Source organism: Streptomyces sp. NPDC058246, assembly GCF_042881985.1.
Taxonomy (GTDB): domain Bacteria; phylum Actinomycetota; class Actinomycetes; order Streptomycetales; family Streptomycetaceae; genus Streptomyces.
On record NZ_JBHVWZ010000014.1, the window covers coordinates 56,074 to 76,413 of the forward strand.

The window sequence follows — 20,340 nt, forward strand, 5'->3', positions numbered from 1 at the left end:
CTCGGCTCACTCGCCGCGGTACAGCTCGCGCTTGTCGATGTAGCGCACCACACCGTCCGGCACCAGATACCAGACGGGATCGCCCTTGGCGACCCTCGCACGGCAGTCTGTGGACGAGATGGCGAGCGCGGGAACCTCGACCAGCGAGACACCGCCCTCCGGAAGTCCCGGGTCGGTCAGGGTGTGGCCGGGCCGGGTGACTCCGATGAAGTGCGCGAGGGAGAACAGCTCCTCCGTGTACCGCCAGGTGAGGATCTGGCCGAGCGCGTCCGCGCCGGTGATGAAGAAGAGGTCCGCCTCGGGGTTGAGCGAGCGGAGGTCGCGCAGGGTGTCCGTGGTGTAGGTCGGGCCGCCGCGGTCGATGTCGATGCGGCTCACCGAGAACTGGGGGTTCTCGGCGGTCGCGATGACCGTCATCAGATAGCGGTCCTCGGCCGGGGTGACCTTGCGGTCGGTCTTCTGCCACGGTTGCCCGGTCGGCACGAACACCACCTCGTCGAGGTGGAACTGCGCGGCGACCTCGCTGGCCGCCACGAGGTGCCCGTGGTGAATCGGGTCGAACGTGCCGCCCATGACGCCGAGGCGGCGCTTGCCCGGAGTCGAGGGGCCGTTTCCGGGGCCGATGATCAGACGCTTCGACGCGGCGCCTCCAGCCACGCCGCTCGCGCCGTCCTCGCCGCCTCCGGCCGCGCCGCTCGCGCCACCCGTGGCGGCGCCGGCGGCGCCGCGCTCCGTGTCACTCGCCGGACCGGTAGGCATGTCCTGCTCTCCCATGCGTGCAGACCCTACCGGCCCGGCCCACGGGCTCCGGCCGACAGGGGCCCTGAGCGGGCCCTCGGGGCTCAGCGGTCCCGGTTGAAGCGCGTGGTGATCCACAGCAGCAGAACCAGGACGAAGAAGGCGCCGCCGCCGGTCAGGTACGGGCTGAGGCTCTCGTGGTTGCCGCCGTGCTCGCCCTCGGCGGCAACGGTGACCAACTGTGCAGCGGTGCTGTGGAAGCTCATCTCGGCAGGACCTATCCGGTGTGGGCGGGATAAAGACGTCGGCCCATCGTATGCGGGGGACTCGGCCACGATCACGCCGACTCCGCCGTTGGGGACGCCGGTTGCCGCCTGCCCCGCACGGGTACGGCGCTTCCGGCGGAAACCTCAGTCGTCCCGCTTGTACCCGCGCAGCAGGAACCAGGCGGTCAGGGCCACCCCGACGATCATCACGATCAGCACGACGCGGAGCAGATTGCCCGGGCCCTGCCTGTCTGCCGCGCTCGCGGCTTCGGTGAGCCAGGTGGCTGCGGGGATGTGCTCCATGGCGGACGACTCCTTCTCTGTACTGCCCGTCCACGGTATCTCCGCCTAGGCTGGGCTCTGCCTTGGGGGCACATAGGGCACTCAGACGCACATGGGGGAACACATGTCCGACGGCGGCCACGAGCAGAACGGGCACGAGAACGTGCCGAGCAGGCAGCGCAGGCGCTTCGAGGGGATCTCCTCGCGGGCGTACGAACATCCGGCGGACCGCTCGGCCCTGGTGGCCCTGCGCAAGCTCAGCGGCTTCGACACCGTCTTCAAGGCACTCAGCGGCCTGCTGCCCGAACGCAGCCTGCGGCTGCTGTTCCTGTCGGACTCGGTGCGCGTCTCCGACGCCCAGTTCGCCCACCTCAACGACATGCTGCGGGACGCCTGTTACATCCTGGACCTGGAGAAGGTCCCGCCGATGTACGTCACCCAGGACCCGCAGCCGAACGCGATGTGCATCGGCCTGGACGAGCCGATCATCGTCGTGACGACGGGACTCGTCGAGCTCCTGGACGAGGAGGAGATGCGGGCGGTCGTCGGGCACGAGGTCGGCCACGCGCTGTCCGGTCACGCCGTCTACCGCACGATCCTGCTGTTCCTCACCAACCTGGCGCTCCGGGTCGCCTGGATCCCGCTCGGGAACCTCGCGATCATGGCGATCGTGACGGCGCTGCGCGAGTGGTTCCGCAAGTCGGAGCTGTCGGCCGACCGGGCGGGGCTCCTTGTCGGGCAGGATCTGAAGGCCTCGATGCGCGGTCTGATGAAGATCGCGGGTGGCAACCATCTGCACGAGATGAACGTGGACGCGTTCCTCGCGCAGGCCGAGGAGTACGAGGCCGGGGGCGACCTGCGCGACTCCGTCCTCAAGATCCTCAACGTGCTCCCCCGCACCCACCCCTTCACCACCGTCCGCGCCGGCGAGCTGAAGAAGTGGGCCGAGTCCCGCGACTACCAGCGGATCATGGACGGTCACTACCCGCGCCGCACCGAGGACAAGGACACCTCGGTCTCGGACTCCTTCCGGCAGTCGGCAGCCAGCTACGCCAGCGACGTGAAGAACTCCAAGGACCCGCTGATGAAGCTGGTCAGCGACATCGCGGGTGGTGCGGGAGACCTCGGCGGCAGGGTGCGGCGCGGCTTCGGCGGCTTCGCGAGCGGCGCCCCCGGGGCCGCCTCGGGCTCACCCAAGGATGAATCCGGTACGCCCAAGGACGCGCCCCCGCGGAACACCGACGGCACCCCCGGCGACGAGAGCCCCGAGGGCAACGGCTGAGACGGAGCCCCGACGGCAACGCCTGAGACGAAGCCCCGACGGCGACGGCTGAGACGAGAGCCCCCATGGCGACGGCTGACCGGAAGGAATGCCGGCCCACGGCACCTACTGACCGGGCCCCGGCAGCACCACCGCGGACCACCGCGGACCACCGCGGACGCCTCCGGGCAACGGCTACAGCTTCGGCTGCGCGCTCGTCGCCAGCGAGCCGCACAGCGCCGTCGCGCTCCCGGTGGCGTACGGGTCGGTGCCGGCCGGGCCGCCCGCCTTCGCCGTCTGTCCCGCGAGCAGCGGGCGCAGCTGGCTCACGGAGTCCTCGGAGCAGGCGAGCGGCCCACCCTGGACGTAGGAGACGACCAGCTCGGCCTGGTGCATGCGCAGGTCGTCGCGGTCGAAGCGGAAGTGCAGCTCGCGCCGGACGGTGAACAGCGAGGCCTTCGCCGTGGCGTCCGAGCCCGTCGGCTTCAGCGCGTACACGAAGGTGTGGTCGGCGATGACCTCGAGGGTGTTCGAGTCGAACTCGGCGGCTTGCAGAGTGCCCTGTACGCGGATCTTGCTGTCGGCGAGCTGGACGCGGGTGGTGTCGAAGCGGACCAGCCAGCCGGTGGGCGCGTGCCGCCCGTCGGCGGTCGGCCGCTCGAAGCTCTGGTCGAACTGGTCGAGCTGCTGCGGGTCGAGCAGTATCCGTACGGGCCGGGTGGCGCCGCCGGTGAGCACGTCCGGGTCGAGGGAGGACTCGACGAGGTAGTCCTTGGCGGTGGTCAGGGCGGTGACGACCTGGCTGTCGGAGAAGTGCGCGGTGCGCCGGGAGGGCGGCAGCGTGATGCCCTCGGCGCCGACGCGGAACTGTGCGGCGGGGCTGTGCGCGTACAGCCCCTCGGCGCTGGCGGAGCCGGGCACGGCGGTCTGCGGGGCGAGCGGTATGACCGTCATCCGCAGCGGCTCGGGGGGCTGGGCGGCCGGCGTCTGGTACGGGTGGCGTACGCCCATGTAGATCGCGGTGCCGAAGGCCACGGCGATCAGCAGGACGAGGAGCAGCGCCTGCCGGGACAGCCCGCGCCGGAGGGCCGGGCGGCGGCGTACGGCCGGGGTGTGGTCGGCCATGCGCTCCTGCGCGGAGAACTCCTGGAGGCGGGCAGCACGGACGAACGACTCGTCGAACACGACGGATCGGTATTCGTCCTCGCCACCAGCGGGAGCGCCCTCAGGTGTCCCCTCAGGTGGGTCTGCAGGCCCGCCCATACATTCAGAGTAGGTCTCCCGGAGCTCAGGTAAACGCCCTGGTACACGACAAGTTCTGACAGGTTCTCACCCGGGTGGTCACTCCGTGCGAGGGGCACCCTCGGCAGTCGCCAGCGTGTTCGAGGGATGCCTGTCGCGCCGCTTCAGGAGACCGCCGTCAGCGTCGGAGGAGCGGCCGTCGTCACGGTGTGCGGGGGACCGCCGACACCGCCGGCTGGGAATAGTCGGCCGAAGCGGAGGGGCTGGTGCCGGTGACCTTGTCCTGGCCCTGCTCCAGGCCTGTCGAAGCGGGCGGCGGGACCTGCTCCTGGCGGCCCGAGGAGGCCCCTCGGTAGACCGCCGTGAAGGCGAGGGCGACCATGCCGATGCCCATCACCAGGGCGAGGATCCAGGCGACGGGGCGGTGCCAGCGGGTCTGCTTTCCGTAGCTGCCATAGGCCCCGGGTGCGCCGTAGCGGCCTTCCAGGACGTCGGAGTCGTCCAGATCGTCCAGGTCGGGATCATGGCCGAAATCACCACGGTCATCGGGGCCGAACCCGTCCTCGTAGCGCTCGTCGTCGCCGCGTGCGCCCCGGGCGTGCGCCCGGCGCGCCTCGGCCTCGGAGGCCTCCGCGCGGGCCTGTGCGGCCGCCAGGAGTCTCTCCACGGCGGTCGGCTCGTGAATCACCGCCGCCCGTACGAAGTCCTCGTCGAAGACCACGGAGGCGAACTCTTCGTCCGCACCCCCGCGGTCGCGGTCGTCGTCGGGCTCCCAGCCGTCAGGGAACGGCGTGCCCCCCACGTCCTCCGGCACGGATCCAGAGTAGACCTGGGGGGTCAATTTGGGCAGACGGTATGGAAATTCATCCACCTGACGAGACGATTCCGCCGGGGGCGGGGTCAGCGCCGGATGTGCCCGTCCCCCGTGACGATGTACTTCGTGCTCGTCAGCTCCGGCAGCCCCATCGGGCCCCGCGCGTGCAGCTTCTGCGTGGAGATGCCGATCTCGGCGCCGAAGCCGAACTGGCCGCCGTCGGTGAAGCGGGTCGAGGCGTTGACGGCGACCGTCGTGGAGTCGACCAGCTGGGTGAAGCGGCGGGCCGCCTGCTGCGAGGTGGTGACGATGGCCTCCGTGTGGCCCGAGGTCCACAGCCGGATGTGCTCGACCGCCCGGTCGAGCGAGTCGACGACGGCGGCGGCGATGTCGTACGAGAGGTACTCCGCCTCCCAGTCCTCGGGGGTGGCCTCGACGACGGTGGCCTTGGAGTCCTTGGCGTAGGCGAGGACACGCTCGTCGGCGTGCACGGTGACCCCGGCGTCCGCGAGGGCGTCCAGGGCGCGTGGCACGAACTCGGGCGCGATGTCCTGGTGGACCAGGAGCGTCTCGGCGGCATTGCAGACGCTGGGGCGCTGGGCCTTGGAGTTGATCAGGATGTCGATCGCCATGTCGAGGTCGACGTTCGCGTCGACGTAGACGTGGCAGTTGCCGGTGCCGGTCTCGATGACCGGGACGGTGGACTCCTGGACGACCGTGCGGATCAGCGAGGCGCCGCCGCGCGGGATGAGCACGTCGACCAGGCCGCGGGCGCGCATCAGCTCGCGGACGGACTCGCGGCTGTCTCCGGGCACGAGCTGGATGGCGTCGGCGGGCAGTCCCGCGCCGCCCACGGCGTCGCGCAGGACCCGTACGAGGGCCGTGTTCGACTCGTACGCGGACGACGAGCCGCGCAGCAGCACCGCGTTTCCGGACTTCAGACAGAGTGCGGCGGCGTCGACCGTCACGTTCGGGCGGGCCTCGTAGATGATCCCGACGACACCGAGGGGGACGCGGACCTGGCGCAGGTCGATGCCGTTCGGGAGGGTCGAGCCGCGGACGACCTCGCCGACCGGGTCGGGCAGCGCGACGACGTCGCGGACGTCGGAGGCGATCGCGCGCACGCGCTCAGGCGTGAGCGTGAGCCGGTCGATGACGGTCTCGCCGGTCCCGGCCTCGCGGGCGCGCGCGATGTCCTTGGCATTGGCGGCGACGATCTCGCTCGTACGGACCTCCAGGGCGTCCGCGATCGCGAGCAGCGCGTCGTCCTTCTCCGCCCGCGGGAGGGGCGCCAGGTCGGCGGCGGCGGCCTTCGCACGGTAGGCGGCCTGGGTGACCGGGGACATCGAGTCGTACGGCGAGAGCGTGGTCATGAGGGAAGCGTAGTGCGCCGCGCCGACCGGTCCACCGGCTATCCCACACCGCGAGACGGGCCCAAAAGGGGCGAACCCCTGCGCGGGCTCACAGCGGGCGAACCCCGACTCGGGCTCACGGCGGGTGGCCGCCGATGCCGGCTCAAAAGGGGTGGACGCCGACCGGCGTCGCCGGCAGCGGTCCGTACCCCTCCGCGATCCGCTGGTGGTACGTCTCGCGGTCGATGACCTCCAGACCGACGATCTCCCAGGGCGGGAGCTTGGCGGTCTGCCGGTGCTCGCCCCACAGGCGCAGCGCGACGGCCGCCGCGTCGTGCAGGTCTCGGGCCTCTTCCCAGTAGCGGATCTCCGCGTGGTCGTTGGCGTACCGGCTGGTCAGCAGAAAGGGGTGGTCGTGGGCGAGCTGCTCGAGGCCGCGCCTGACCTCTGTCAGCGGGGCCTCACCGCCCGAGACGCTCAGCGTGACGTGCCACAGCCGGGGCAGGTCGGCCGGCTCCTCGCCGTCGTAGGTGTCACCGGCCGCGACGCTCGTCAGGGCGCGTTCCTCGCCCGCCGCGCGGGATGCCGCCGCACGGGACGGGGGTCCCCCCGCTCGAGCGGAGCCGATAGTGGGGGAGGTACCACCGCGGGACGCCGCCGCCCCAGGGCGCACTCGTCTCACGACGGCCTCCTTTACGCAATGGTCGTACCGAATACCGGGGTCTCCCTGCCACAAAGTTGAGCAGGTGGGGAGCCTCCGCGTGGCGGTTTTACGGAACGTGCCCCACTGGAGCCGCGAGAATCGGCCGTTTACGGGCGTAGTGGACAGGTCCCGGCTTACGGATGCAGCAGGACGAGGTCGTCCCTGTGTACGACCTCACGCTCGTACGCGGGGCCCAGCTCGCGCGCCAGTTCCCTGGTCGAACGGCCGATGAGCTGCGGGATCTCCTTGGCGTCGAAGTTCACCAGGCCGCGCGCGACCGCCCGGCCGGCGCTGTCGCGCAGCTCGACCGGGTCGCCCGCGGTGAACTCGCCCTCGACGGCCGCGATGCCCGCCGGCAGCAGCGACTTGCGCCGCTCGACGACCGCGCGCACGGCCCCGTCGTCCAGGGTGAGCGCGCCCTGCGGGGTGGAGGCGTGCTGGAGCCACAGCAGCCGGTCGGCGGACCGCTTGCCCGTGGGGTGGAAGTACGTGCCGGTGTCCCGGCCCATGAGGGCGTCGGCGGCGCGGATCGCGCTGGTCAGCACCACGGGGATACCGGCCGCCGCGGCGATCCGGGCCGCCTCGACCTTGGTGACCATGCCGCCGGTGCCCACGCCCGCCTTGCCCGCGCTGCCGATGTCGATGCCGTCGAGATCGGACGGCTCGCGTACTTCCGCTATCCGCGAGGTACCGGGCTTGCTGGGATCGCCGTCGTAGACGCCGTCCACGTCGGAGAGCAGGACGAGCAGATCGGCCCGTACGAGATGGCCGACGAGGGCGGCGAGGCGGTCGTTGTCGCCGAAGCGGATCTCGTCCGTGGCGACGGTGTCGTTCTCGTTGACGACCGGCAGCGCGCCCATGGCGAGGAGTTTGTCGAGGGTGCGGGAGGCGTTGCGGTGGTGGGCGCGGCGCCTGGTGTCGTCGGAGGTGAGGAGCACCTGTCCGACGCGGATGCCGTAGCGGGCGCAGGAGGCGGTGTAGCGGGCGACCAGGAGGCCCTGGCCGACGCTGGCGGCGGCCTGCTGCCGGGCGAGGTCCTTGGGGCGGCGGCGCAGCCCCAGCGGCGCGAGGCCCGCGGCGATGGCGCCGGACGAGACGAGGACGATCTCCTTCTCGCCGCCGCTGCGCACCTTCGCGAGGACGTCGACGAGGGCGTCGACCCGGTCCGCGTCGAGACCGCCGGCAGCGGTGGTCAGCGAGGAGGAGCCCACCTTGACCACGATCCTGTGGGCCTGCGCCACGGCACCTCTGTCGGCCTGTGGCACGACGTCCGTGTGAGCCTGCGCCACAGCGTTCGTCCGGGCCTGCGTGACGGTCTGCCTTGCCCCTGCCACCTGCTGTGTGTCCCCTCGCGTCGATCCGGGTGCCCCGCCTGGCAATCTACGCGAAGAGGACCGGCCGCCGCCCGCCGGTCCAGTCCCCGGACGGCTCCCGCCGACCTCGGCGGTCCGGTGGCCGTACGGCTCAAGCGGCGCGTCGACCACGCTGGTCGTACGGCTCGCACCGCGCGTAGGCCGCCATGGACATATGGCTCGCACCGCGCGTCGACCACGGCGGTCGTACGGCTCACGCCGCGCGTCGACCACGGCGGTCGTACGGCTCACGCCGCGCGTCGACCACGGCGGTCGTACGGCTCACGCCGCGCGTCGACCACCGTGGGCGTGCGGCTCACGCCGCGCGGCGTGCCCCCAACACCCGTCGTGCCACCCGGCGCAGGCGCGGGAAGCGCCTGGTGCGGGGCCTGAAGCCCTCGATGGTGACCGTTTCGCGGGTGGTCGGTACGTAGCAGCTGTCCGGGATGCCGGCGGCTGGGTCGCGGAAGTGCGGGTAGCCGAGGTAGGCCTTGCGGCCGCGGGACTCCAGGTGGACCTCGGGAGCCTTCTTCGCCTTGATGAACTCCAGTACGTCGACGAGGAGGTCGCCCCGGCCCTGGGCCACCAGGTGGAGGCGCAGCCGCTCGTGGACCTTGAGGCGTGCGGCGATGCCCTCGTGCCAGTACGCGTCCATCAGCGGCTTGGCCAGGTCGAGCTTGTTGCGCCGGATCTTCTCGCTCTGCTTGAGGAACCCGGGGCCGAACTGCGGGAGGAGGGTGATGAGGAACGGACGCATCATCAGGGCGTCGCGTCGCGGCCCGGCCGGTACGTGCTCCGCGATCAGGCCCATCAGGGCGCGGGCGGAGTCGAAGCGCAGCGTGTAACTGCCGCTCTTGGTCACGTGCTTGCCGTCGTCGCGGCCGACCAGGAAGTAGCACTCGTAGTCGGCGATCACGGAGACGCCGTCGGCGCGGAGATAGGCCTCCATGGTGAACAGCGCGTCCTCGCCGGTCTTCAGCGACTCGTCGAAGTGCATGTCGTGCCGCGTGAGCAGCTCGCGACGGAACAGCTTCTGCGCGCTGAGCGTGAACTTGATGTTCGAGGAGAAGACGTCGGTACGGGGCTGGTCCTTGCCCCACATCGACTTCGGGGCGGTCCTGTTGACGCCGACGACCTTGCCGAGCACCACGTCCGTGCCCTGCTCGTCGGCCATGGCGACCATCCGCTCCAGGGCCTCGGGGCCGAAGTAGTCGTCGGCGTCGAGGAAGAAGACGTAGCGTCCGCGGGCCTTGTCGAGTCCGACGTTGCGCGGTCCGCTGGGGCCGCCCGAGTTCGGCTGCCTGAACACGGTGACGGACATGGCCGCCCGCTCGGCGAACTCCTCCAGGTACTCCCCCGTGCCGTCCGTCGACCCGTCGTCGACGGCGATGACCTCGATCCGTGCCGGGTCGAGCGTCTGGTTCTCCACCGACTCCAGGCACTTGACCAGGTACGGCATCGCTTCGTACGCCCCGATGATCACGCTCACATCAGGTTGCGGCACGTTTCCCCCTTGTTACGGGAAATATCACTAGAACATTTCCCCTTAATCACCTCAATCGCTACCTGGAGAGACGACCGGAAGTACGTATCGGTTGCCCGAAGCGACTCACTTCGTGAGCCAGCTCACAGGAAACGGCCAGGAAACGAGCGGTAGCGGCACAGCAAGGGTTGCAGGAACACGTAAGAGAAAACGTAAGAAAAGGACATGGCCCCGAGGAGTTCCTCGGGGCCATGCCCTCAGCAGGGGGGCAGGCGGGTCAGCCCGTGACCGTCGCGCCGTCCGTGTCTCCGGTCACGCGCTGGCCGGGCAGCGCGTTCGCCAGGCCACTGTCGGCCACCAGCTCGCTGTCGCTCGACAGATCCCCGCCGGCCGACGAAGTACCGGTCTCCTGACCGAGATTGCGTACCTCGGCCTTCTGCGCCAGCTGCCGCACCGCGGAGTTGAACTGGTCGATCGAGGCCGGCTCGTCGGGGCCGAGCAGATACCGCTTCAGTTCCTGACGGTCGGCGGCCTGCGCGTCGGCGGCCGTATCGGTCACCGCGGCGAGCAACTCACCCAGTTCGGCTGCCGAGTTGGACAGGATCACGGCGGCACGCACCGCGGTGTTCTGCCGCTTGAACTCCTCGACGCCCAGCTCGGCGGAGTCCGTGACCGCGTACGGCTTGCCGCTCGCGATGAAGTCGGAGACCACGCTGGAGATGTCGGAGACCATCGCGTCGGAGACGTTGAAGCAGTCGTACAGACGCGGCTCGGCGCCCGTGATGACCCGGTGCTCACCGGCCCCGAACGAGCGCCAGTACGCGTCGTTCCAGTCGGCGCGCAGCCGGGCGACCTCGGCGTGCTTGGCCGGGTCGACCATGCCGTCGCGGGTCGCCTCGGCCTCGTCGCCCTTCTCGGCGGCGCCGGTCAGCTCGGCGATGCGGGCCTCGATGCGGGCCAGCTCGGCCTTGGCCGCGCTCTGCGCCGCGGCGTCGGCGGCGAACCGCGGGTCGGCGGCGTGCTCGGCGGCGGCCTTCTCGACCAGCGCGGTGATCCGCTCGTGCGCGGCCTTGGCCTGCGCGCTGCGGGTGCCGGTGAAGGGGTGTGGCTTGTAGAGGACGCGGACCGGCCGGTCGGCGGCGAGCAGCCGCTTCACGATGTTCTCGCCCGCGAGCAGGATCGAGGTGTTGCCGGGGTTGTCGTCCCAGCCCTCCCAGGTGGGGGCGTACAGCACGGTGGGTATGCGGCCCTCGGGCACGCCCTGCCAGGACTGGATCGGGGCGAGCTGCGGGCGGCCGACCTCCACGATGTCGTCGTCGCGGACGCCCACGTCGGCGATGGCGTAGCGGTCGCGGCCCGCGCGGCCGGCGGTCCACACCTCGTCGTACACCTTGCTGAACGGGTTGACGCTGGCGAGCTTGTCGCTGTCGCCGTGGCCGATGAAGACGTGCTTGATGGTGGGCACGCGCAGCATGTGGATGTTCTTGCCGACGTTCGCCGCGTAGAGCGCGACGCGCACCGTGGACAGGTCCATGTTCATCAGGTGCACCCCTCCGGGCACGCAGATGACCGGCACGGTGGTGGGCGCCATGCGCTCCAGGATGGCCCGCTCGCGGAGGATGATCAGCGGCTTGGTGTCCAGCTGCTCCATCGTCTCCAGCCACATGTTGACCTGGTACGCGGAGTCCTTGGAGCCGGAGAAGTAGAGCACCGTCTCCGGGCGGTACTCGCGCAGCCAGTCGTCGACCGCCGCCAGGACCTTCTCGGCGTTCGGCGGGGTCTTCCGGCCACGGACGAACGGGACGAGCGCGGCGACGTATCCGAAGGCCAGCACCAGCGTGAGGGCGATGCCCGCGAAGCCGTAGACGTTGTTGTCGGTCGCCGCGGTAATGAGGACGCCGACGACCGCGACCAGGTCGAGGTGGAGCATCTTCTCGGCGGACCGGGAGAGCAGGCGGCGCGGCGGCGCGTCCGGGATGCGGATGCGCGAGCCCAGGTCGACGTTGCGGGTGGCGACCGGCATCTTGCGGCGCAGCCGGATCAGCGTGATCAGCGCGCCGTGCGGGGCCTGGAAGCCGTAGAAGGCCAGGAAGCACGCGATGGCCGCGTAGAAGACCATGCTGTCGGACAGGTCGAGGCGCGCCAGCAGCAGCACGAGCAGCAGTTGGCGGATCAGGAACCTGATGGACAGACCGGCCCGCACCTTGCTCAGGCGGTTGACCAGATAGGAGCCACGCCGGTGCAGATAGTGGTCCGCCAGGTACGTCACGGCGGCCGCGGCCGCGAAGGCGGCGACGCTCGGCAGGAGCGCGGCCAGCATCAGGCAGGGGAAGCCCAGCATCATGAGGGCCGCCGCGGCCAGCTCGGCCGCGCTGCCCACCCGGGCAACGCGAATAGCGGTGGAAATCACGGAGAAACCTGCTCTTGAGGGGTGAGTGCCGGTTTGGTACTGAATGTGAGCTAAAAGAGAAATTTACGGATTCAGGCCTCTGTGAATGCACAGTAAACGTGCAGAAACAGAGGCCTGAATTACGTAAGAAGACTATTCGATTTTGATTATGCCACGCCGTCCTGGCGGTCCAGGACACTGGCCAGGGCCGCCTCGAAGCCGGAGGCCTGGCCCGCTCCCGCCGTCGGGTCCTGCTGGCGGACGTCGATGACATGGCCGGTCAGTTCGGAGACCAGCACGTCGAGCGAGGTGCGCGCCACGGCCTCGGAGGACAGCAGCGAACCCGAGGGCTCCTGGCCGAACGCCTTGGTGCGCATGGGGGTCGCGGTGCGCTCGGGGTTGATGCAGTTGACGCGGATGCCGTCGCCGGCCCACTCGTCGGACAGCGCCTGGGTGAGGTTCACCATGGCGGCCTTGGTCGAGGAGTAGAGGCTGTACTCGGCGCGGCCGCGCGTGTAGCTGCTGGAGGTGTAGAGCAGCAGTTGGCCCTTTGTCTCGGCCAGGTACTTGTACGAGGAGCGGGCGATCTGCACCGGAGCGAGATAGTTGACCTTCAGCGCTTCCTCGATGGTCGCGTTGTCCGTCTCGGCGAGCTTGCCGATGCGCAGCACGCCCGCGGTGTTGATGACGTAGTCGATGCGCCCGGTCTCGGCGTACGCCGTGGACAGCGCGTCGTCGACCTCCTCCGGGTTCTCGACGTGTGTGCCGGTGGTCGAGCGGCCGAGCGCGTACGTCTTGGCGCCGTAGCCCTCGGCGAGTTCGGCGATGTCCTTGCCGATGCCGTAGGAACCGCCGAAGACCACCACGGTCTTGCCGGTGAGCAGCGCGCGGTAGGCGGCTTCGTCGGCCTGCTCGGGCGCGGCGGTGGAGGCCAGCTGGAAGAGCTTGTCGGCGATGAAGACGTCGACGGGCTGGGTGACCTTCATGTTGTACTCGTCACCCGCGACGACGTGGATCGGCACGTCCGGCAGGTACTTGAGGACGACGGAGCAGTCGTCGGTGGCCTGGAAGTTGGGGTCACCGGCCGCGACCTCGTAGGCCCGGCGGATCGTGGACAGCTTGAACGCCTGGGGCGTCTGGCCGCGGCGCAGCCGGGAGCGGTCCGGGATCTCGGTGATGAACTCGCCGTCCTCGCCGTGCGTGCGGGTCACGATGATCGTGTCCGCGGACGGGATGGCGACGTCGACGGCCTGGTAACGCTCCAGCGCGGTCACGCAGTCGGCTATGACGCGCTCGGAGAGCAGCGGGCGCACGGCGTCGTGGAACAGGACGTTGCGGTCCTCGCCCTCGGCCAGCCCCTCGCCCAGGGCGGAGATCGCGCGCTCGGTGGTCTCGTTCCGCGTCGTGCCGCCCTCGATGATCCGGGTCACCTTGGTGAAGCCCGCCTTCGCGACGAGCTTCTCGACATCCGGCACATAGCCAGGGGCCATCAGCACGATGATGTCGTCGATCGCGTCGGCGTGCTCGAAGGTGGTCAGCGTGTGCTCGATGACCGCCTTGCCGGCGATCTTCAGCAGCTGCTTCGGAATCGACAGACCCACGCGCTGACCGGTGCCACCAGCCAGGATCACTGCGGTGGTACGGGGCTTGGCAAAGTGCTCAGACACAGGTGACCTACCTTGGGGCGACAGGGAACCCGGGAATGGTCCCACCTACGGTTACTGCCATGCAAGGTGAGCGCCGTCTACTGCATATGTGCGCGCAACCGTTTATTCACCTTGCTTGCAGGCGACTTCCGAGAACCCGGACCGGATTGTCCGGATTTGCTGTGAGTAACTGCACACGTTTTTAGTGCGGTTTCTCCTCAGGTCCGCTTCAGGCGCCTGAGTACCCGGTGGCCGAGGACCCTGACGAGCTCCTTGGAGGAGGTCTGGTGCACCGTGCGCGCCGCGGGATGTTCCGGCGGCGCCTCGGCGGCGACGGCCAGCGCGCCGTACAGCGCGTGGGCGGCCACCTCCGGATCGATCCGCGCAGCCGCCGGTGCGGGACCGTCCTGCGCGGCCGACGGTACGGCGGACAGCAGCGCCGGGTCGCCGAGTACCCGTACGCCCATGGTGCCGATCCGCTCGGCCATCTCCGCGCCGATCCCGGTCGCCGCCTCCAGGGCCCACGCCGGGGTGACGATCCGGGCGTCGTCCGGCGCGGGGCGGCAGGTGTTCTTCATATGCATGACCGCGCCGCCCCGCACCAGTTTGGAATAGAGCTCGTCGGGCAGACCATTGCCGCGGAATTCCATGTTGAGTTTCCGCAGCATTTCGGTCTCGGCGAGTGTGAGGGAGCGATTCGCCGTGTCCGGCACCTCGACCAGGAGACCGTCGGGCAGGCCGAGAAGGGACTCGAAGGTGCGCATCAGGCCGCCGCGGTCCCGGTCGTCGACCACGACGACGGTGATGTTCTCGGCGCCGGCGACCCGCGCCCAGCGCTCGACGAGCCGGTCATGGCGGTGCCGGCGCCAGAAGCTGGGGTTGGGCTTCTCGTACGGGGCCTTGCGCAGCATGTGGTCGAGCCAGTCCTCGTACCCCATGCGCAGACCGTTCTGCACGTACTGCTGCCACTGCGAGGGCATGATCTTCGCCAGCGGGCGCAGCGTGACCAGGATGTGCACGCGGTCGCGGCCCAGGTCGTCGACGATCCGCGCGATGGTCTCGTCGTCGGGCGCGTCCGCGAAGAACTCGCTGCTGATCACCGAGGTCTGTTTCCCGGTCGCGCGCACCGCGTCCAGGAGCCGCGCCCAATGACCCTCGGTGGGGCGGGCGTCGCCCATCATGCCGGGCCGGGCGCAGATCGCGAGGGCGGCTTCCATGGGGTGCCTGCTGTGCGCGGGGAAGGCCACGCCGTGCCCGGCCATCGCGTCCTTCGCGGCGAACAGCGCGCCCTGGATGGAGGTGGTCCCGGTCTTGTGCGGGCCTATGTGCAGCAGCCGGGTGCCTGCGGGCAGCGGCCGCGGCCGCTGCCGAGTACCGGAGGTCACCGGCGAGGGGGCGGCCGTCTCGGCGGCCGCCATCTCGGCGGCCGCTGCCTCTGGGGCTGTCATCTCCGCGGCTACCGTCTCCGCGACCGCCATCTCCGGGGCCGGCCCCTCCGCAGCTGCCGCCTCCGCGGTCACCGTCTCCGCAGCCGCCGTCCCGGCTGTCGCCGTCTCCGGGGCCGCCGTCTCCGGGGCCGCCGTCTCCGGGGCCGCCACCTCTGGGGCTGCCATCTCCGCGACCGCCGCCTCCGCGGTCGTCCCCTCCGCAGCTGCCGCCTCCGCGGCAGCCGTCTCCGCGGCTGTCGTGTGGCCTGTCGAACAGTCGGTCTCCATGGTAAGAGGACGTTAAGGAGGGTTCCTGAGCGCAGGCTGAGAATGCCCTGGGACTCCAGTGAGTCCCAGGGCGTCACGCACGGTTCGGCGGCGGTTCACACGAGCTGTACGCCCGGCTCCCCCGCCTCGACCCGCAGCCGGGCCAGCGTGCTGGAGGCGGCGTCCGGCTTCAGCACCGTCTCCGGGACGCGCACCTGGGCGTCGATGCCGTCGCGGCGGATGTCGAAGAGGTGGTAGCCGCGGTGGGCGTCGATGAGCTTCCAGTGCGGGTTGTCCGCCATCCGCGGATCCCACTCCTTGTGAAAGGCCGCCTGGTCCTGGTCGCCGCCGCTGGAGATGGAGGTGCCGACGAACTCGGCGCCGACGACGTCGGAGTCCGGGTCGGCGAAGTCCTCCTTGAGGTCGCTGATCATCGTCAGGTGCCGGTCGCCGGTCATCACGACCGGGTTGCGGATGCTCGCGAACTCCTCCATGAGCGCGTTGCGTTCGGCCTGGTAGCCGTCCCAGGCGTCGTAGTACCAGAGCTTGCCCTCGCCGACCTGGAGGTCGGTCTCGGCCATCATGATCTGCGAGGCGATCAGGTTCCAGCGGGTCGGCGAGTGGTGCAGGCCACCGAGCAGCCACTCCTTCTGCTCGGCGCCGAGCATGGTGAGCGAGGGGTCCTCGGCACCTTCCTGGCTGGTCGCCTGGTCACTGCGGAACTGCCGGGTGTCCAGGACGTTGAGGCGGGCCAGACGTCCGAAGTCCAGGCGCCGGTACATCTGGATGTGCGGGCCGTTCGGGACGGCGGTGGCCCGGACCGGCATGTGCTCGTAGTACGCCTGGTAGGCGGCGGTCAGCCGGGCCACGAAGGCGTCGTGCGACTGCTTGTCGGGGTCCTGCGGGATCTCGCCGGCGAAGTCGTTGTCGACCTCGTGGTCGTCGAAGGTGACCACCCAGGGGGCGCTCGCGTGCATCGCCGCGAGGTGCGGATCGGTGCGGTACTGCGCGTACCGGTTGCGGTACTGGACGAGGGTGTACGGCTCGTCGTTGCCCTCGTGACGGCGTACGGCGGTCGCCGACGGCTTGGACTCGTAGATGTAGTCGCCGACGAAGAGGACGATGTCGGGGTCCTGGTCGAGCATGTCGGCGTACGGCGTGAAGTAGCCGTTCTGCCAGTTCTGGCAGGAGGCGAGGGCGACGCGCAGCGAGCCGCCCGAGCTGTACGGGTGCGGGGCGGTGCGGGTGCGGCCGGTCGGGGAGAGCTGCCCCTCGGCGCGGAAGCGGTACCAGTACACGCGGTCGGGGCTCAGCCCGCGGACGTCGACGTGCACGCTGTGGCCGTACTCGGGCCGCGCCTGGGCGGTGCCGCGGCGGGCCGTCTTGCGGAAGCGGCTGTCCTCGGCGATCTCCCAGTCCACCGAGACCGTGCGGTCGGGCATACCGCCGCCGTTCAGCGGGTCGGGGGCGAGTCTGGTCCACAGCACGATGCCGTCCGGCAGCGGGTCGCCGGAGGCGATGCCGAGCGTGAACACCCCGTCGGGCAGCGGCGTTTCGGCCGCGCGCGCGGCGGTGGGCAGCCACAGCTGGGCGGAGGCGGCGGCGCCGAGCACGGCGGCCCCCGCGGTGAGAAAGCGGCGTCGATCGCGTGAGATTGCTCCGGACATCGGCGAACTCCCTTGCGTCGGTGGCCCCTTGAACACCGGGAAGCTCACACGGCGCAGCAGCCCGCTCGTTGAACAGAATGCATCCTAGGCATGACAAATGCACGAGCAACGAACGACTCGCCGTGACGCGGGAACAGCGGGATCTGCGGGATCTGCGGGAACTGCGGGAACAGCGGGATCTGCGGGAACAGCGGAACAGCGGGAACAGCGGGAACAGCGGGATCAGCGGGATCAGCGGGATCAGCGGGAATGCTCCCGCTGCCCGACGGCGGTCACGACGGCGTCGGCCGCGTCAGTCGCCCACCGCCGCCCCGAAGCGGGCCCCGGCGGACGGCGCGCCCAGTGTGGCCGCGCCGAACGAGAAGGACCCGCTCGCGCCGATGCCACCGGAGCCGGCGGAGAAGACCCAGAGGGAGCCGTTGCCGGCGTTCTCGGCAGGGTCACCGACGATCAGGCCGTCCTTCTTGTCGGCGTTGGCGTCGAGGAGGGCGGTCTCGGCGCCGAAGCGGTCCTGCTTCTCCGCGGTTCCGGGCACCCCACGGGTGTTCTGACTGAACGACTTGGCGCCCGTGCCGGTCAGGCCCGAGGCGCTGCCGCGCAGCACGAGCACACTGCCCGCGTCGGTGATGCCGTCGAAGTCCTCGCCGGGCAGCCCGGTCGCCACGTCGAGGTAGCCGTCGCCGTTGGTGTCGCCGACCGACAGCCCGGAGCCCATGCCGTCACCGTGTTCCCCGACGCCCGGCACACCCGCGGTGTCCTGGTTGATCCACACCGGCTTGCGGATGGTGGAGACGCCGCCAGGCCCGCCGTAGACGACACCCAACGCACCGCCCTTGGTGGGGAGTTCGACGTCACTGTCGTAGGAGTCGACGCTGTGGCCGACGACGATGTCGCCGTAGCCGTCCTTGTCGAGGTCCCCGATCTCGACGTCCTCGCCGCCGATCAGGCGCCCCTTGGCGTCCTTCAGCCAGCCCCTCGGGGTGAAGCCCTCCTTGCCGCCCGTGAACAGGGCGGTACCGCGCGAGTCGGGTTCATCGGGGTCGCTGGTGCTCACGACGAGGTCGGCGATGCCGTCGCCGGTCACGTCGCCCGCCGTGAAGACGGCGTTCTGCAGGGCGTCCCGGGGGTCGAGGGTGAAGTAGTCCTTCTTCGGGCTCCCGCCGGTACGGGTGAACGGGCCGTGCCGGACCGTCGTGTCCTCCTCCTTCGGCTCGTCGGGGTGGTCGGAGAGCCACTGGTCGGCGCCCGGAGTCACCAGGTCGGGGTGCTTGTCGCCGTCGACGTCCCCGACGGCGAACTGCCCGTGCCACTCGCTCGACGGGCTCCAGGCGAGCGTCGTCGGTATGGCCGAAAGGCCCTTGGGGCCGCCCCAGTTGACGACCACGGCACAACCGTCGTCGACGTCCATCATCGCTACGCCGACGGACGAGAGCAGATCCGCGTATCCGTCGCCGTCGAGGTCGGCGCTCTGCAGACCAGAGCCGTACCCGGTCGCCGGGGTGTCGGACGTGTCGCGCCCCGGCCAGGTCAGCACCTGCTTGCGCGAGGTCGAAAGGCCGCTTGAGGAGCCGTACACCACGCTGACCGCGCCGGCCGTCGGCAGGCCGCCGACCTTGCTGTACGGCGCGCCGATCGCCAGATCCGGATAGCCGTCACCATTGAAGTCGTCGTGCAGCCGCTTGGCGCTGGGCGTGGCGGCAGCCGTCCCCGACACGGTGGCGGCGTTGACGACGGGCACCGTCAGCGCGCCCGCGGCCAGGGCGATACCGGCACCGATGACGAACGGCCCGCGACGGGAGAGGAAGGTACGGCGGTGGGACATGGGGATCCTGTAAGTCAGTAGTGACAAGGGAGAGTTGACGAGTCAGTTCGGGAACGCGACGCCGAGCTCGGCACCGCCCGCGACCGTGCCGAGGACGCGGGCACCGAAGGAGAAGGAGCCTTTGGCCGTGGCCCCGGCGGAGGTGGAGCGGAACACCCAGACGGCGCCGGCGCCGGAGTCCTCCCGCGTCGCGGCGACGACCGGTTCCGCCCTGCCGTCGCCGTCGGCGTCGAGGAGGAAGGCGTGGTCGCCGAAGTGGTCGCCGCTCTCGGCCGTGCCCGGCACGTCGGCGCTGTTCTGGCTGAACACCTGGGAGCCGGCGCCGGTCGGCCCGTGCGGCCCGCCCGGTACGACGGCGAAGGTGCCCGCCTGCTTCAGCCCGCCGAAGGTCTCGTCCCGGTTGCCCACCAGGATGTCCCCGTACCCGTCCCCGTCGACGTCCCCGATCGAGACCGCGCTGCCGAAACTGTCGTCCCGTTCCTGGACGCCAGGAACCCCGGGGGTGTCCTGGGTGATCACCTGGGGGGTGGCCGCAGCGGGGCCGTGCTGCGTGGCGTAGACGACCTGGATCCTGGCGTCCCCCAGGACGATGTCCGCGCGGTGGTCGCCGTTGACGTCACCGACCGCCAGGGAGGAGGTCGCCGGATCGATCCAGCGGCCCTGCGCGTCCTTGAGGACGGCTGGCGTCCGCAGGCCGTCGCGGCTGCCGTGCGCGTAGTTCAGCTGGTAGGCGTAGTCGCCCGAGTCGTCGGAGTCGTAGCTGCGGGCCAGCGTGACGAGGTCGGTGATGCCGTCGCCGTCCACATCGCCGGCCACCGCGTCGACCACGGCCATGTCACCGTCGACGATCTCCGCGTCGGTCCGGGTCGAGGCGGGAAGGCCGTCCCGGCCGAAGGGCCCGAACTGCAGACGGCCGCGCTGGAGCAGGTCCTCATGCCCGTCGCTGTTGAAGTCGCCGGTGACCGTGAGGTCGCCCTGGTACGGGCTGGTGCTCGCGGCGGGCAGGACCTTCCCCGAGCCGAAACCGCCGCGGCCGCCCCACAGCACGGTCCTGCTGCCCTGCCGGTCGATGCCGCCCTGCTGCCAGTGTTCGCCGCCGGACTCGACCAGCAGGTCGGTGAATCCGTCACCGTCCAGGTCGGCCGTGGCGAGCCGGGTGCCGAAGCGGTCGTCCTTCTCCACCGTGCCGGGGATGCCGGGGGACGCCTGCGTGTACACCTTCTTGGCGCCGGTACGGAGTCCGGCGGCCGACCCGTAGAGCACGGCGACATAGCCGGCCCGCGTCCTGCCGCTCACCGTCGCCGATGGCGCGGCCACGGCGAGATCCTCGTATCCGTCGCCGTCGAAGTCCTGTCGCACCGTCGTCGTGGCGGGCCGGGCGTGGGCGACCGGCAGGGCGGTGCTGGTCGCCGCGAGCACGGCGATCGCTACGGCCACCGCTCCTCGGGTTCTGGGCAGAATGGACTCGGACACGTCGACTCCGGGCTTTCGGAAAGCAGTTGGGCGCGGAGAGGAAGATCCTCATCCGCGCCCACTACGACTTCCGGCCCACCGTGTTGGTTGCCCTGCCGACGCCACGACTTTCCCGGGCGTTCACTTCCCCGCACCGTCAGAGGCGCGGGGAACGGC

General features: G+C 70.5%; 16 protein-coding genes. 1 reads left to right on the plus strand and 15 read right to left on the minus strand.

Annotation, left to right across the window (positions count from 1 at the left end; genetic code table 11):
- Positions 1–6: 6 nt before the first annotated feature.
- The 3 genes from nadD to ACFVXA_RS21435 all read right to left on the minus strand — a co-directional run bounded on the left by nadD (position 7) and on the right by ACFVXA_RS21435 (position 1,307).
- Positions 7–573: a nicotinate-nucleotide adenylyltransferase gene (gene nadD / locus ACFVXA_RS21425; protein ID WP_383747345.1), complete on the minus strand. Its 567-nt coding sequence runs from the start codon at positions 571–573 to the stop codon at positions 7–9.
- A gap of 269 nt (positions 574–842) precedes the next feature.
- A complete protein-coding gene (locus ACFVXA_RS21430; protein ID WP_362018236.1) occupies positions 843–1,004 on the minus strand; it encodes a hypothetical protein in 162 nt (53 codons plus the stop codon).
- 144 nt (positions 1,005–1,148) lie between these two features.
- Positions 1,149–1,307: a hypothetical protein gene (locus tag ACFVXA_RS21435; protein ID WP_362018235.1), complete on the minus strand. Its 159-nt coding sequence runs from the start codon at positions 1,305–1,307 to the stop codon at positions 1,149–1,151.
- A gap of 103 nt (positions 1,308–1,410) precedes the next feature.
- Between ACFVXA_RS21435 and ACFVXA_RS21440 the strand changes: the two genes are divergently transcribed.
- Complete coding sequence (locus tag ACFVXA_RS21440) at positions 1,411–2,568, plus strand: M48 family metallopeptidase (protein WP_389933695.1); 1,158 nt, start codon at positions 1,411–1,413, stop codon at positions 2,566–2,568.
- A gap of 174 nt (positions 2,569–2,742) precedes the next feature.
- Here ACFVXA_RS21440 and ACFVXA_RS21445 read toward each other — a convergent pair whose 3' ends face one another.
- The 12 genes from ACFVXA_RS21445 to ACFVXA_RS21500 all read right to left on the minus strand — a co-directional run bounded on the left by ACFVXA_RS21445 (position 2,743) and on the right by ACFVXA_RS21500 (position 20,148).
- Positions 2,743–3,810: a hypothetical protein gene (locus ACFVXA_RS21445; RefSeq protein ID WP_389465524.1), complete on the minus strand. Its 1,068-nt coding sequence runs from the start codon at positions 3,808–3,810 to the stop codon at positions 2,743–2,745.
- A 181-nt stretch (positions 3,811–3,991) separates the two neighbouring features.
- Positions 3,992–4,630, minus strand: a complete 639-nt coding sequence (locus ACFVXA_RS21450) for a hypothetical protein (protein WP_389465527.1) — start codon at positions 4,628–4,630, stop codon at positions 3,992–3,994.
- Positions 4,631–4,689: 59 nt separating this feature from the next.
- On the minus strand, positions 4,690–5,976 hold the full coding sequence (locus ACFVXA_RS21455) for a glutamate-5-semialdehyde dehydrogenase (protein WP_390026022.1): 1,287 nt from the start codon (positions 5,974–5,976) through the stop codon (positions 4,690–4,692).
- A gap of 142 nt (positions 5,977–6,118) precedes the next feature.
- Complete coding sequence (locus ACFVXA_RS21460; protein WP_383747316.1) at positions 6,119–6,637, minus strand: hypothetical protein; 519 nt, start codon at positions 6,635–6,637, stop codon at positions 6,119–6,121.
- 155 nt (positions 6,638–6,792) lie between these two features.
- Positions 6,793–7,899 carry a glutamate 5-kinase gene (proB, locus tag ACFVXA_RS21465; RefSeq protein ID WP_362018227.1) on the minus strand — a complete coding sequence of 369 codons (1,107 nt, stop codon included), beginning with the start codon at positions 7,897–7,899 and terminating at the stop codon, positions 6,793–6,795.
- A 427-nt stretch (positions 7,900–8,326) separates the two neighbouring features.
- Positions 8,327–9,469: a glycosyltransferase family 2 protein gene (locus tag ACFVXA_RS21470; protein ID WP_362018425.1), complete on the minus strand. Its 1,143-nt coding sequence runs from the start codon at positions 9,467–9,469 to the stop codon at positions 8,327–8,329.
- Between the two features lie 301 nt (positions 9,470–9,770).
- Complete coding sequence (locus tag ACFVXA_RS21475) at positions 9,771–11,873, minus strand: hypothetical protein (protein WP_390026127.1); 2,103 nt, start codon at positions 11,871–11,873, stop codon at positions 9,771–9,773.
- A gap of 176 nt (positions 11,874–12,049) precedes the next feature.
- The gene (locus tag ACFVXA_RS21480) at positions 12,050–13,549 is read right to left on the minus strand and encodes a bifunctional cytidylyltransferase/SDR family oxidoreductase (protein ID WP_362018225.1); all 1,500 of its coding nucleotides are present in this window, start codon (positions 13,547–13,549) and stop codon (positions 12,050–12,052) included.
- A 197-nt stretch (positions 13,550–13,746) separates the two neighbouring features.
- A complete protein-coding gene (locus tag ACFVXA_RS21485) occupies positions 13,747–14,946 on the minus strand; it encodes a hypothetical protein (protein WP_383747338.1) in 1,200 nt (399 codons plus the stop codon).
- Positions 14,947–15,338: 392 nt separating this feature from the next.
- On the minus strand, positions 15,339–16,889 hold the full coding sequence (locus tag ACFVXA_RS21490) for an alkaline phosphatase D family protein (protein ID WP_383747313.1): 1,551 nt from the start codon (positions 16,887–16,889) through the stop codon (positions 15,339–15,341).
- 292 nt (positions 16,890–17,181) lie between these two features.
- Positions 17,182–18,711: an FG-GAP-like repeat-containing protein gene (locus tag ACFVXA_RS21495; RefSeq protein WP_390026024.1), complete on the minus strand. Its 1,530-nt coding sequence runs from the start codon at positions 18,709–18,711 to the stop codon at positions 17,182–17,184.
- A 42-nt stretch (positions 18,712–18,753) separates the two neighbouring features.
- A complete protein-coding gene (locus tag ACFVXA_RS21500) occupies positions 18,754–20,148 on the minus strand; it encodes an FG-GAP repeat domain-containing protein (RefSeq protein WP_390026026.1) in 1,395 nt (464 codons plus the stop codon).
- Positions 20,149–20,340: the final 192 nt, after the last annotated feature.